Here is a 13,085-nt window from a genome sequence, read left to right as displayed (position 1 = left end):
GCACAAAACTTGTATAATCGGGAAGCTATGGTTTCAGGGGATCGCATCAGGCAATCGCTCAAGGCGGCGCTGCCCATCATGCTGGGCTACGTCGCCATCGGCGTGCCCTGCGGCATCCTGTCGGCCTCCATCGGCCTTGACGCTTTGCAGGCGTTTCTGCTCTCGGCGCTGTTCTACTCGGGCGCGGGCCAGTTCATGATCCCGAACATGTGGCTCGCTGGGGCCCCTCTGGCCTCCATCATCGCGAGCGTGTCGTTGGTGAACACGCGCCAGATGCTGTACTCGGCCGCCTTCGCGCCGGCGTGCAGGGGCGTGCGCAAGCGCCTGGCGTTTCTGTTCGCGGCCACGGTGACCGACGAGAGCTACGGCGTGAACGTGGCGAAGTTCTCCGAAGGCGGGTGGTCGGTCGGGCGCGCCACGGCGGTGAACCTGCTGTCGCAGAGCTCCTGGGCGCTGTCGAACGTCGCGGGCGTGCTGGTGGGCAACGCCGTGGGCGTGCCCTTGGCCATCGCGTCGTTCGCCATGACCTCCATCTTCATCTGCCTGCTCGTGACGCAGAAACCCTCTGCGGCCAACCTGGTGGCGGCCGCGACGGCCGCGCTCGGCGTGATCGCTTGCAAGGCGGCGGGCCTGTCGGGGCCGGCCATCCTCGTGGGCGCGCTCGCCGGGGTGGCGGCGGCGCTCGCGTTCAGCTGGGCGGGAAGGAGGGGCTGATGGGCTCGATGGGCTGGGACGGCTTTTTCGTCGTGCTCGTGTGCTGCGGGGCCACGATGCTCGCGTGCCGCGTGATCCCCCTGTTCGCGCTCAAGGGCAAGAACCTGCCGGAGGGCGTCGAGCGCGCGCTCGGGTTCATCCCTCCCGCCGCGTTCGCCGCGCTCGTGGCGAACGACCTGTTCTTCCCGGGCATGTTCGACGCCGGTCCGTGGCCGGCCGCCGCGCCGCTCGTCGCGGCCGGGGTGGTGGCGCTCGTGGCGTGGAGGACGAGGTCGCTTCTGTGGTGCGCCGTCTCGGGCGTGGCCGCCTACGCGCTGCTCTCGCTCGTGTAGGACGGAGAAGAAGCGGGGCCGTGCGCCCTTGCGGCGAAGGGCGCCGCGCGATGCTCGGAGGGGGCGCTCGCGCGGTGGTCGGCGGGCGGATTGCACGCACCCTTCGGTATGCGCGTGCGGCCGTCTGGGCTGCTGTGCGCCGCCGTGCGGCTCGGGTGGGCGAGATCGGACGGGGCTGTCTGTGAAAATGACGGAAAGGTTGCCGATTCTCCCTTGCGGCGCGCGCGGACAGGCGTTATACTGTCCAATCGTGTCTTTATGAGACAACGCCGCACAGGGTCACACTGAACATATAAGAAGGAACGGATCATGGATATCATTCGCGCCATCGAGCAGCAGCAGATCAAGCAGGACATCCCCGAGTTCAACGTGGGCGACAACGTCAAGGTTCACTATCGCATCACCGAGGGCAACCGCGAGCGTATCCAGGTGTTCCAGGGCGACGTCATCCGTCGTCAGGGCGCTTCGAGCCGCGAGACGTTCACCGTCCGCAAGATCAGCTTCTCCATCGGTGTGGAGCGCACGTTTCCCGTGCATTCCCCGAAGATCGAGAAGATCGAGGTCGTGCGCCGTGGCGACGTGCGCCGCGCGAAGCTCTACTACCTCCGCGACAAGGTGGGCAAGGCCGCCAAGATCAAGGAGAAGGCCTACCGCTAGGCCGTTTTTCCCAGACGGGCATCGAGGCCCCGCGTCCCTTCGGGCGCGGGGCCTTTTCGTTGTCGAGGCGCGCTTGCCGCTGCCTGGCCGTGATCTGCTATCATGGGCGCTGGAAAGGAACGGATCGAAAGCAGGGGGCGAGGCATGGGACTGACGGTGGCCGACGTCAAGCGGCGTCTGCGAGAGGCAGACGAGAGAGAGTTCGCGGTGCTCGAGCGCGCGCTTGTGGCCGACTCGCGCAAGGGCGTGCGCGACGCGGTGGAGGCGGCGCGCCGCCGCATCGAGGCCGAGGCCGCCGAACGGGCGCGCCTCGAGGGGCTCTACGCTTTCGAGCGCGAGCTGGCCGCGGCGCGCGGAGGAGGCGTGGTCGTGGGGCTCGACGAGGTGGGGCGCGGCCCTTTGGCGGGGCCGCTCGCGGTGGGGGCGGTCGTCCTGCCCGACGAGCCGAAGATCGCCGGCCTCGACGACTCGAAGCGGCTTAAGCCCGCCGAGCGCGAGCGCGTCGCCGTGCAGGTGAGAAAGACGGCTCGGGCGTGGGCCGTGGAGTACGTCGAGGCGCGCGAGATCGACGAGCATGGCATGACGGCCTCGCTTGCGACGGCGTTTCGGCGCGCGGTGGCCCGCGTGGAGGCGGCGGGGGTTCCCGTCGACGTGGTCTTGCTCGACGGGAACCCTCTGCGTTTCGACGAGCGCGAGGTGAACGTCGTCAAGGGCGATGGGCGCTGCGCCTCCATCGCCGCCGCCTCCATCGTGGCGAAGGTTGAGCGGGACACGCTCATGTGCCGCTACGCCGAGGAGTACCCCGAGTACGGCTTCGAATCGTGCAAGGGCTACGCGAGCCCGGCGCATATCGAGGCCATCAGGCGCTACGGCCTCACGCCCATCCATCGGGCGTCGTTTTGCACCGCGGTCTCCCAGCCGACGTTGTTCTGAGGCCCTTCCTGCCAGGGGAGTTGCGGGCGCTTTTCGGGCGCGGCGCTCCGAGGGTTTTTCTGCCGGAAGCTCCCTCGGTTCCTTCGGGGAGGATTCTGGGAAGGCTCCTTCGAAGCGATCGGCAGAGCGTTTGCCGAGCCCTGCCATGGCGGTGCTTCCGAGAGGGGTTCGCGCGCGCCTCCGAAGGCGGCGCGGGCTCCCGTTTCTTTCCACCTCCCTTTCCGTCCCCCCCCCCATATATTCTTTCTGCCATTTCTCGCGCAGCGGCCGCGTCCCTTTTCCCTTAGACGTGAATAGGGGATAAAGGGCGTGCATGGGGGGGGGAGTGGCTGGCGTTCTCTTCTCGTCTCCCCGTTTCCTTCGCGCTTTGTTTTCGCCGTCCCCGAATCCTCTCTGCCCTTTCGACCCGCTCGCGCTTTGCGCGAGGCATTCGCGTTGTGCCTTGCGCGAGCAAGGTGACCCGGCGCTTCTTTCCGCGTCGGGTTCGCGTCGGATTCGCGTCGGGAATGCGGGGAAAGCGCGTCGGGGTTGCGGGGGAGGTGCGCGTGCGCCGCAGGGGATCCGCGTCGGATCGAGGCGCGGATCCGCTGGACGCACGCCATGGATCCGCTGGATGGCGCCGGTACCATGGAAGCCGGAGACGAAAGGGGCGGTTGCCATGGGACGAAGTGCTGAGGCGAGGGCGTTCGAGGATCGGACGGCGGTGCCGAGGGAGGAATGGACGGGAGAGGACGACGGGGCGAGGGAGGCTTCGGAAGCCGCTTGGCGGGCCGAGCTCGGCCGCCGCGGCGAGGAGGCGGCTGCGCGGTTCCTCGAGCGGCGGGGCTACGACATCGTGGAGCGCAACTGGGAGTGCGCGGCGGGGGAGGCGGACATCGTCGCGCGAGACGGCGACGGTTCGATCGTGTTCGTCGAGGTCAAAACGCGTTCGAATTGCGAACGCGGGCTGCCGTCGGAGGCGGTGGACGCCGAGAAGCGCAAGCGCTACGAGCGCATAGCGGCGTGCTTCCTTGCAGACTACGACGTGGTGGACGTGCCGGTGCGCTTCGACATCATCGGGATCGTGGCGGTGGCGGAGGACCGCGCCATGATACGCCACCACATCAACGCGTTCTGCGCGGCCTGACATGGAGGGCCGGTGCAGGGTGCGCGCCGCCACGCTGCGCGGGGTGGAGGCCGTGCCGGTGGACGTGGAGGTGGCGGTGGGTCCGGGGGTGCCGGGGTTCTCCGTCGTCGGCATGGCCGACGCTTCGGTGCAGGAGTCGCGCGAGCGCGTGAGGTCGGCGCTGAGGGCGTGCGGTTTCGTCGTGCCCTCGCGCAAGGTGGTGGTGAACCTCGCCCCGGGGGCGCTGCGCAAGACGGGCTCGGGGTTCGACCTGCCCATCGCGGTGGGCATCCTCATGGCCACGGGACAGGTGGATCCGCGCTTCGCGCAGGGGCGCCTTCTGGCAGGGGAGCTGTCTCTCGAAGGGGAGGTGCGGCCGGTGGCGGGCCTTTTGGCTTACGCGCTCTGCGCGCGCGATATCGGTTGCGACCTTCTGTGCGCCGAGGCGCCGGACGGGCTTGTGCGTGTCGAGGGCGTGAAACGGCTCTCCATACGTTCGCTCTCGGAGTTTCGTCGCGGGGAGTTCCCCCCGGCGTCCACCGCCACTCCTGCTCCGGCCCCGGCTTTGGCCGATTTCCGCGACATCGCGGGGCACGAGATGGCCAAGCGGGCGCTGCAGATCGCAGCTGCGGGTGGGCACGGCGTGATCATGGTGGGCCCGCCGGGATCGGGCAAGACCATGCTCGCTTCGCGGCTGCCCTCCATCCTGCCCCCGCTGTCGGAGGACGAGGCGCTGCAGACGGCGCTCGTCCACTCGGTCGCGGGGGAGGACCCGGCGCCCGCGCTGGCGGGCGTGCGACCGTTCCGCAGCCCGCACCACACGGCCAGCGCGGCGGGGCTCATCGGAGGAGGGTCGCCTTTGCGGCCGGGCGAGATATCGATGGCGCACAACGGCGTGCTGTTCTTGGACGAACTGCCCGAGTTCCGCCCTTCGGTGCTGCAGAGCATGCGCCAGCCTTTGGAGTCGGGGAGGGTCGTGATCACGCGGGCCGACGGCAACGTGGTGTTCCCGGCGTGCTTCACGCTGGTAGCGGCTGCGAACCCGTGTCCGTGCGGCTATTTCGGCGATCCCGAGCGTGCATGCTCGTGCACCATCCCGCAGATGAGGAGCTATCAGGCCCGCGTGGGCGGCCCGCTCATGGACCGCATCGACGTGCGCATCGACGTGCGGCGCATCCCGCCGGGAGAGGTGCTGGGCACGGGAGGCGGCACCTCGTCGGCGGCGTTGCGGGAAGGCGTGCTGCGGGCGCGCGAGTACGCCTCGTGGCGGCGCGCCGTGGACGCGGACGAATGGGGCGCGTCGGACGCCGGAGATGCGGAGGCGGGTGATGCCGGCGCGCGCAGGGAGACTGCGGGCGCGTCTGCGGGCGGCGCGGGCGCGGCGGCTCTTGTGCGCTCGTGCCGCCTCTCGGCAGACGACGAGGCGTTCTACGAGGACGTGGCGCGCGGCAACCGCATGAGCGGGCGCGCCATCATGCGCACGCTGGCGGTGGCGCGCACGGTGGCCGACATGGAGGAGGCGCGCGCTGTGGGGCGGCGGCACCTTTGCGAGGCGCTGGCGTTCCGGCTGCGCGATGGGGAGGACGCATGAGCGCGCGGGCCGCGCTGGCAGGACCGCGCATCGTCCTCGAGCGCGGAGGGGAGGGCTACCCCGCGGCGTTCGAGGCGCTGGCCGACCCTCCCGCGCGCCTGTACGTCGTGGGAAGCGTTGCGGCGCTTTCGGAGGGCGTCGCCGTCGTGGGCGCGCGCAAGGCCACGCCGTACGGGCGCGGATGTGCGTCGCGGTTCGCGCGCTTGGCGGCAGAGCGCGGCGTGGCGGTGATCTCGGGTGGGGCTCGCGGCTGCGACGCGGCGGCCCACGAAGCGGCGCTTGCGGCGGGCGGGCGCACGACGGTGTTCCTCGGCGGCGGCTGCGACCGCCTCTACCCGGCGGAGCATCGGGGCCTGTTCCAGCGCATCGTGGACGGTGGAGGGGCCGTCGCCTCGGAGCACCCATGGGATGTCGCGCCGCGGCCGTGGATGTTCCGGCTACGCAACCGCCTCATCGCCTCGCTGGCGCGGGCCACGCTCATCGTGGAGGCGGGGCTTCCCTCGGGCACGTTCTCCACGGCCGACGAGGCGCTTGCGGCTGGGCGCGAGGTGTTGGTGGTGCCCGGAGCCATCACGGCCTCCACCTCCCGCGGGGCGAACCGTCTGATCGTCCAAGGCGCCACCCCCATCGTGGACGACGAATCGTTCGAGGATGCCCTGCTGTCGCTTTTCGGCTGTCTGCGCCAAGAGCGCTTCGACGCGCCGGGGCGGGATGGGGAAAGCGGGACGGGTGGAGCCGTCGGCGAGAAGACAGGAGGGGGTGAAGCTTCCAGCGCGGGCGACGGTGTGCATGCGTGCAACCCGCTGGTGGAGGCGTTGCGGGCCGAGCCGCTCGACATGGACGCCCTCTACGCCCTCGCCGCCCGCCTCTGCGGCGACGCCGAGCCGCGCATGTGGCTCATGGAGCACCTTATCGCCGCCGAGCGGTCCCGCCTCATAGCCCGCCATCCCGACGGCCGCTGGGGCCCTGCGGGGTAGGCGGGCCTCGTCAACGGCTGAAGCGGAGGGCAGAATGCGGCTGCCGATGAAAAGGAGGATGCCATGCCGGCGGTGGCGATGTTCTATGGGATTATTGTATACTTGCACAGCGAACGGGGCAGCAAGCACCATCGCCCCCATCTCCATGCCCGTTGCGGGGATGGGAAGGTCGCCGTTGATTTCGACGGCGAGGTGCTTGCCGGCTCGTTTCCCGTCAAGAAGCTGGCGTTGCTGCGGGCGTGGATCGTGCTGCATCGCGAGGAGCTTGAGGCCGATTGGCTTCTCGCCTCCAGCGGCCAAGCGGTGTTTCGGATAGAGCCTTTGAGGTGAAGGGGTGGTCGTATGGGAAAGGGCGCGCTGCTCGATGAGGTTGTCGCGGGGCCGGTGCCTTGCGAGCCCGACATCGTTTCCGTCACGGCCGAACCGGGGCACCGCGTGTTGCTCGAATACGAGACGGGTGAGCGCCGCCGTTTCGACGTGTCCCCCTACATCCACGGGGATTTCTACGGCGCCTTGAACGACGAGGATTATTTCAAACAAGTGCAGGTGATGGCCGGGGGCATGGTCATAGGGTGGCCCAACGGTCAGGACATAGCCCCTGATGATCTCTACGAATTGAGCGAACCTGTGGAATGATCCGCCCCGTTGCGCACTGCCTCTTCACCGGCGGCTATGCCTTGGAGGCGGCAGAGGCGGGCGAAGGGGCCGTTCTGGGCGAGGAGGCGGGCGGCCCGCCCTTCTCCACCACGCGCCCGGCATCGAGTGCCACAATGCGGCGGTCGTGCGGAGCGGTGCGCATGCGATGGGCCACCACGAGGACGGGCTTGCCCTTCGCGAGCGCGGCGATGGCCCGCTGCACGCGGGTTTCGCTCTCGGGGTCGGGCAAGGCTGTGGCCTCGTCGAGCGACACTGCGGACGCGTTCTTCAGAAACGCCCACGCGATAGGGGGCGGTGCATCGGCGCTCGCGGCTGGAGGGGTCTGCCGCCCTCGGCCAGCTCGGCGTCGATCCTGCGGGGCGTCCGCGCGGGAAGCCGCCACGCTGGGCCCTCTCTGCCGCAGTCCCTCGCCTTCTCTGCGCGTTTGCCGCGACTGACGTAGGCGAAGCCCGCGTAGCGAAACTGCGGTGCGCTCGTCTTCGTCAAAGGGCTTTGCGAGGGCGAGCCCGTCGCTTTCCAACGCGCACGCGGCTGCGGCCAGCGATGCGAGCCTTGGCAAAAACAGCCCGTCTGTTGCGTCCGTGCGCAGGTCGCAGGGCGGCATCGCGCTGACGGGGCGCCGAGGTGCCGGAGGTTTCGTGGGGGCTTCCCGCACACGGCGGGGTTTTGCTATCATTCGCGCATGTCTTCTTCAGTCACCATACTCGGAGCCGGCCTCGCGGGCAGCGAGGCGGCCTTGCATCTGGCTGCGCGCGGGATTCGCGTGCGGCTCGTCGAGATGCGCCCCGCGGTGCCCACGCCGGTGCATGCGTCGGGCGACTGCGCGGAGCTCGTGTGCTCGAACTCGCTCAAGAGCACGAAGCCCGACAGCGCGGCGGGCATGCTGAAGCGCGAGCTGGAGGCGCTGGGGTCGTTCGTGTTCGCTGCGGCGCGCCGCCATGCGGTGCCGGCCGGCGGCGCGCTGGCCGTGGACCGCGCGGCGCTCTCGGGCGCGGTGACCGCGCTCGTGGAGGAGCATCCGCTCATCGAGCTCGTGCGCGCCGAAGCGCGCTCGGTGCGCGAGGCGGCTGCGGGAGCCGACGCTCTCGTCATCGCCACCGGACCGCTCACCTCGGATGCGCTCGCGGCCGACTTGGCGCGCATCGCGGGCGCGGACCACCTCGCGTTCTACGATGCCGCCGCGCCCATCGTCATGGCCGACTCGCTGGACGGGGAAAAGCTTTTCCGCCAGAGCCGCTACGAGGACGCGTCGGCGGGCGCGGGCGACTACCTGAACGCGCCGTTCACGCGAGAAGAGTACGATGCGTTCGTGGAGGCGCTCGTAGGGGCCGAGCGCGTGATCCAGCGCGACTTCGAGACGCATGACCTGTTCCAGGCGTGCCAGCCCATCGAGGAGATCGCCCGCAAAGGGCACGACGCGCCGCGCTTCGGAACGCTGAAGCCCGTGGGCCTCACGGATCCGCGCACGGGGCGGCGGCCGTGGGCGGCGCTGCAGCTGCGCGCCGAGGACGCGCACGGCATGAGCTACAACCTCGTGGGCTTTCAGACCAACCTCACGTTTCCCGAGCAGCGCCGCGTGTTCCGCATGATTCCCGGCCTTGAGAACGCGGAGTTCGCGCGTTACGGGGTGATGCACCGCAACACGTTTCTGGACGCGCCGCGGCTGCTCGACGCCGACTTGAGGCTGCGCACGCCGCAAGCGGAGGCGCTCGGCGCGCCCGTGTTCGTGGCCGGGCAGCTGGCGGGCACGGAGGGCTACTGCGAGGCTATCCGCTCGGGGCTGCATGCGGCGATCTCCGCGTCGGCTGCGCTCGCGGGCGTCTCGGCACCTCCCCTTCCACGTGCGACGGCCTTCGGCGCGCTCATGGCCTACGCGACCGATCCCGCCACGGTCGACTACCAGCCCATGCACGTGAACTTCGGCATCATGGAGCCGCTTGAGCGGCCCGTCCGCAACAAGCGCGAACGCTACGCGGCCTACGCCGAGCGCGGTGGCGAGGCGCTGGAGGCGTACGTTGAAGGGCTTGCCGAGGCGGGTCTTCTGCCACGGGACGCGCGGCGAGGGGGAGCCGATGGCCGCTGAGTCCGCCGACGATCCGCTTGCGGTCGACGCGCGCGCGGCCGAGCTGGTTGAGTCGTTCTGCGGGGCCCTGCGCGTCGAGCGCAATGCCTCCGCGCACACGGTGCGCGCCTATCGCACCGACCTCATGGACTATCTGCGCTGGGCGCGGCGAGCCCGCGTCAAGCCGCTGGGGGCCACGCATCGCCAGTTGCGGCTCTACTTGGCCGAGCTCGACCGCGCCCAGTACTCGCGCACCACGGTCAACCGCCGGCTCTCGGCCCTGCGCGGCTTCTTCCGTTGGCTCAACGTGACGGGGGTCCTCGACGAGGATCCGGCGGGGGCGCTGTCGGGACCCCGCTCCCGCCAGAGTCTGCCCCACGTCATCCGCGCAGCCGACATGGCGCGGCTTCTGTCGGTGCACGCCGAGCGCGACGCCGCGGGCCGCGTGCGCGCCCAAAGCCCAGCCGACCTGCGCAACCAGGCGATCCTCGAGTTCCTCTACGCGTGCGGCGCGCGCGTGTCCGAGGCGTCAGGCCTGTTGGCCTCCCATGTGGACCTTGAGGCGGGCCAGGCGAAGGTGCTCGGCAAGGGGGCGAAGGAGCGCATCGTGCCCTTGCACGATTTGGCCGTCGCGTCGATGCGCGCCTACGCGTCCGAGGCGCGCCCGGCGCTTCTGCGCGATCGCACCTGCGAGTTCTTCTTCGTATCGACGCGCGGCGGGCGCATGGGAACCGACGCGATCCGCAAGATGTTCAAGGACGCGCTGCGCAAAGCCGGCCTCGACGAGAGCCTTTCCCCGCACGACATGCGACACACCTTCGCCACCGACCTGCTCGACGGCGGGGCCGACCTGCGCAGCGTGCAGGAGATGCTCGGGCATGCGAGCCTGTCGACCACCCAGATCTACACGCACCTCGCGCCGGAGCGCCTCAAGCGGGTGCACGCGCAGGCCCACCCCCGCGGCTGAGCGCCCGTCCGCTCCCGCCTCGCCTTGCTTGCCCGCAGCGTGCGGGCCGCCCCTTCAACGACGGGGCGGTTCCGGCAGCGTGACCCCTGCTTGACGCTTGCCGCGCCTCTGCGCGTCGGACCGCGCGCTCGGGCACAATCGCATCTCCGATCAGGCGCGCCTCAGACGGCGCGCGATGCGATGAAGGGAGGCCCCTTATGAGCAAGAAGAAGATGCGCGCCTTCGCCTGCGCCGTGGCGGCGGCGCTCGCGTTCGCTCCGTTTCTGGGCGGGTGCATGGCCGACGGCACGGACGCCCAGCCCCAGTTCAACGAGGAAGGCCAGCGCGAGGACGTGGGAAGCGCCGTCGACGAGGACGACGAGGCCGTGCGCTTCGGCCAGGTGGTTTCGGTGGACGGCGATGCGGTCACGATCGTGATGGGAGAGCTTCAGGGCTCCTCCGAGGGAGAGCGGAAATCGTTCAGCGCCGGGGAGGACGAGATGTCCCTCGACATGACCGAGGTCCGGATCGTCGACGAGTCGGGCTCTACGGTCGAAGGGCAGACGCTTGAGGCCGACGACGTCGTGGCCATGTGGGGAACGTCCGAAGGAACGTCCTTCAAGCCCGAGATGGTGGAGATCCTCGACGTCGCGTACTCCGGCGCGAACGCCGACGAAGGGCGCGTCCCCCAGGCGGGTTAGCGCGCTCGAGGCGCGCCTCGGGGCTTCCCATCTCTTGCCAATCGAGCCGAGAGGCCTATAATGACGGAACGCCGCGCATCGCGCGGCGCTCTGTTCGAAGAGGCGAAGGAGGAAGCGCGGGTGCTGAGGATATCGACCGACAAGCTTCTGCTCGTGGCGGGGGTCGTGTGGCTCGTCGCAGGAGCGAACGTCGCGGGCATCGGGCTGGCCGCGTACTTCCACGAGCCGGGCTGGGCGCTGTGGGCGCTCGTCGGGGGCACGCTCGCCGTCTTCGTCCTGTTCCACGTCTTCGTGTTCACGAAGATGGTGGGCAAGCACGCCGAGCGCATCAGGGGCTACGAGGAGGATCGGACGCACGTGCTCAAGTTCTTCGACAAGAAGGGCTACGTCGCGATGGCCTCCATGATGGCGTTCGGCATCGCGCTGCGCGCCTCGGGCGTCGTCCCCGAATGGTTCGTCGCGTTCTTCTACACGGGCCTCGGCGCGGCCCTCGCCGTGGCCGGGGCGAGCTTCGCGCTCCGCTACCTCAAAGGCTCGAAGCCGTCCTGCCCGGTGATGCCGCGCGGCGCATCGCATCGCGGCGGCGGGGACGCGTAGCGGGTCGTCAACGGAACGGTTACGGCTCGCTTTCGCATGGCGGGGTTTGGGCTACGATGGCCGAGAGGCGATGCCCCGCCCTGCGCGCGAGGGCGCACGACGCGGGGCGGGACGAGAGGGCGGCGGCGCCGACGCGCGGCGCGGGAAGGAGGGCGCATGGCGCGCATCTTCGTGGTGGAGGACGACGCGGCGTTGCGCGACGAGCTGTCGCGGCTGCTTGGGCTGCAGGGCCACGAAGTGCTTTCGTGCTCGTCGTTCACGCAGGTGGCGAAGGACGTCTTGGCCGCCGACGCCGACTGCGTCATCTTGGACTTGAAGCTTCCCGGCTCGGACGGGCACGCCGTCTGCCGCGACGTGCGCCGCGAAAGCCAGGTGCCCGTCATCATGCTCACCTCCTCGGACAGCGAGTTCGACGAGGTGATGGGCATGAACCTCGGCGCCGACGACTACGTGACGAAGCCGTACCGCCCCGCGGCGCTGCTCGCGCGCGTCGAGTCGGCGCTGCGCCGTTCACGGCGCGGCGAGGACGCGCGCATCGCGTGCAAGGGGGTCGTGCTCGATATGGCGCGCGGAACCGTGGAGTTCGAAGGGAGGGCGGTCGAGCTCACGCGCAACGAGCAGAGGGTGCTCCATCTGCTCATGGCCAACCGCGGCGCCATCATCTCCCGCCAGGAGCTCATGGTGGAGCTGTGGCAGTCCGACGCCTTCGTCGACGACAACACCCTTACCGTGAACATCAACCGTCTGCGCAAGAGCCTGGCCTCCATCGGCGTGCCCGACGACTTCCTCGTCACGCGGCGCGGCCAGGGCTACCTGGTGTAGGGGCGCCGCATGACGCCGGCATCCTACCTGCGCGACCGCGCCTTCGCCCTGGCTTTCGTCGCGCTGGCGGCGCTCCTCGCGGGCGGCGTCGTCGCCGTGCTCGGCCAGGGCTGGCAAGCGGCCGCTCTCGTCGCCTCCCTCGTTGGCGCGTGCGGCGCGTGCGCGCTCGCCGTCGGCTACCTTCGCGCGCGTCGCTTCTGGAGCGATCTGGAGCGCTTCTCCGACGGCGTCGGGCGCGCCTGGTACGTGCCGTCGCTCATGGAGAGGCCCGACTTCCTCGAGGGGCGGCTCGCCTTCGACGCGCTCGAGGCGCACGCGAGGGCGGCCGCCGACGAGGTGGCCGCGAGCGCGGCCGAGGCCGAGGCGTACCGCGGCTACGTCGAGTTGTGGATTCACGAGGTCAAGACGCCCATCGCTGCGGCAGGGCTCATGGCGGCGGGCCTGCATGGCGCGCAGGCCGAGCGCTTGAGGGGCGAGCTCGACCGTATCGAGGACTGTGTGGAGCAGGCGCTGTACTACGCGCGTTCGACCTCGCTTACCCGCGACTTCTCCATCCGGGAGACAGCGCTTTCCGAGGTCGTTCGAGACGTGGCGAAGAAACACGCCCGCTACCTCGTGGAGCGGAAGACGATGCCGTGCATCGACGTGGGCGAGGACGTGCGCGTGCAAGCCGACGCGAAGTGGCTCGCGTTCATCGTGGGGCAGCTCGTGACGAACGCGGCGAAGCACGGCGCGTCCACCGTGCGATTCTCGGCGCGCACGGAGGGCGAGGGCACCGCAGAGGCTCGCACCGTTTTGGAGGTGGCCGACGACGGGCCGGGAATCCCTGCCGAGGACGTGCCGCGCGTGTTCGAGCGCGGGTTCACCGGACGCAACGGGCGGGCGCTCGGCTCGTCCACCGGCATGGGGCTGTACCTCGTGGCCGAGCTGTGCGCGAAGATGGGCCTCGGGGTGGCGCTGGCCTCGGAGGAGGGGAGGGGCACGCGCGTGC

Annotated in this window: 16 protein-coding genes; 15 read left to right on the top strand and 1 reads right to left on the bottom strand. The window is 70.0% G+C overall.

Features of this window, described 5'->3' with window-relative positions; translation table 11 throughout:
- Positions 1-27: 27 nt before the first annotated feature.
- The 9 genes from C2L80_RS05365 (at position 28) to C2L80_RS05325 (ending at position 6,945) form a co-directional block, all read left to right on the top strand.
- The gene (locus C2L80_RS05365; protein WP_092197782.1) at positions 28-714 is read left to right on the top strand and encodes an AzlC family ABC transporter permease; all 687 of its coding nucleotides are present in this window, start codon (positions 28-30) and stop codon (positions 712-714) included.
- Positions 714-1,046, top strand: coding sequence for an AzlD domain-containing protein (locus C2L80_RS05360; protein ID WP_103262812.1), 333 nt, complete (start codon positions 714-716; stop codon positions 1,044-1,046). The genes C2L80_RS05365 and C2L80_RS05360 overlap by 1 nt, the downstream gene beginning before the upstream one ends.
- Before the next feature lie 309 nt (positions 1,047-1,355).
- The gene (gene rplS / locus C2L80_RS05355) at positions 1,356-1,703 is read left to right on the top strand and encodes a 50S ribosomal protein L19 (RefSeq protein ID WP_087195254.1); all 348 of its coding nucleotides are present in this window, start codon (positions 1,356-1,358) and stop codon (positions 1,701-1,703) included.
- A gap of 144 nt (positions 1,704-1,847) precedes the next feature.
- Entirely contained in the window at positions 1,848-2,636 is a 789-nt protein-coding gene (locus C2L80_RS05350) for a ribonuclease HII (protein WP_103262811.1), read from the top strand.
- A 658-nt stretch (positions 2,637-3,294) separates the two neighbouring features.
- Complete coding sequence (locus tag C2L80_RS05345) at positions 3,295-3,762, top strand: YraN family protein (RefSeq protein WP_224758860.1); 468 nt, start codon at positions 3,295-3,297, stop codon at positions 3,760-3,762.
- Position 3,763: 1 nt separating this feature from the next.
- Positions 3,764-5,332 (top strand): YifB family Mg chelatase-like AAA ATPase, encoded by a 1,569-nt coding sequence (locus tag C2L80_RS05340; RefSeq protein WP_103262810.1) that lies wholly within the window; start codon positions 3,764-3,766, stop codon positions 5,330-5,332.
- Positions 5,329-6,309, top strand: a complete 981-nt coding sequence (gene dprA / locus C2L80_RS05335; protein WP_103262809.1) for a DNA-processing protein DprA — start codon at positions 5,329-5,331, stop codon at positions 6,307-6,309. The genes C2L80_RS05340 and dprA overlap by 4 nt, the downstream gene beginning before the upstream one ends.
- 63 nt (positions 6,310-6,372) lie before the next feature.
- Entirely contained in the window at positions 6,373-6,639 is a 267-nt protein-coding gene (locus tag C2L80_RS05330; protein ID WP_092197097.1) for a DUF4160 domain-containing protein, read from the top strand.
- Positions 6,640-6,651: 12 nt separating this feature from the next.
- On the top strand, positions 6,652-6,945 hold the full coding sequence (locus C2L80_RS05325; protein WP_092197094.1) for a DUF2442 domain-containing protein: 294 nt from the start codon (positions 6,652-6,654) through the stop codon (positions 6,943-6,945).
- A gap of 34 nt (positions 6,946-6,979) precedes the next feature.
- Here the strand turns inward: C2L80_RS05325 and C2L80_RS05320 are convergent, their stop codons facing one another.
- Positions 6,980-7,348: a P-loop NTPase family protein gene (locus C2L80_RS05320; RefSeq protein ID WP_129589902.1), complete on the bottom strand. Its 369-nt coding sequence runs from the start codon at positions 7,346-7,348 to the stop codon at positions 6,980-6,982.
- Positions 7,349-7,648: 300 nt separating this feature from the next.
- Between C2L80_RS05320 and trmFO the strand changes: the two genes are divergently transcribed.
- The 6 genes from trmFO to C2L80_RS05290 form a co-directional block, all read left to right on the top strand.
- The gene (gene trmFO / locus C2L80_RS05315; RefSeq protein WP_103262808.1) at positions 7,649-9,049 is read left to right on the top strand and encodes a methylenetetrahydrofolate--tRNA-(uracil(54)-C(5))-methyltransferase (FADH(2)-oxidizing) TrmFO; all 1,401 of its coding nucleotides are present in this window, start codon (positions 7,649-7,651) and stop codon (positions 9,047-9,049) included.
- Positions 9,039-9,995, top strand: coding sequence for a tyrosine recombinase (locus C2L80_RS05310; protein WP_103262807.1), 957 nt, complete (start codon positions 9,039-9,041; stop codon positions 9,993-9,995). The genes trmFO and C2L80_RS05310 overlap by 11 nt, the downstream gene beginning before the upstream one ends.
- 197 nt (positions 9,996-10,192) lie before the next feature.
- The gene (locus tag C2L80_RS05305; RefSeq protein ID WP_103262806.1) at positions 10,193-10,675 is read left to right on the top strand and encodes a hypothetical protein; all 483 of its coding nucleotides are present in this window, start codon (positions 10,193-10,195) and stop codon (positions 10,673-10,675) included.
- A 60-nt stretch (positions 10,676-10,735) separates the two neighbouring features.
- The gene (locus C2L80_RS05300) at positions 10,736-11,272 is read left to right on the top strand and encodes a hypothetical protein (RefSeq protein ID WP_103262805.1); all 537 of its coding nucleotides are present in this window, start codon (positions 10,736-10,738) and stop codon (positions 11,270-11,272) included.
- A gap of 156 nt (positions 11,273-11,428) precedes the next feature.
- Positions 11,429-12,094 (top strand): response regulator transcription factor, encoded by a 666-nt coding sequence (locus C2L80_RS05295; protein ID WP_103262804.1) that lies wholly within the window; start codon positions 11,429-11,431, stop codon positions 12,092-12,094.
- A 9-nt stretch (positions 12,095-12,103) separates the two neighbouring features.
- On the top strand, positions 12,104-13,085 hold a 982-nt coding region (locus tag C2L80_RS05290; RefSeq protein ID WP_103262803.1), incomplete at its 3' end, for an ATP-binding protein.

The organism is Rubneribacter badeniensis (genome assembly GCF_002899695.1).
GTDB lineage: Bacteria > Actinomycetota > Coriobacteriia > Coriobacteriales > Eggerthellaceae > Rubneribacter > Rubneribacter badeniensis.
Note: the sequence above shows the minus strand (reverse complement) of the source record. Positions and strands in the feature narration are given on the sequence as shown.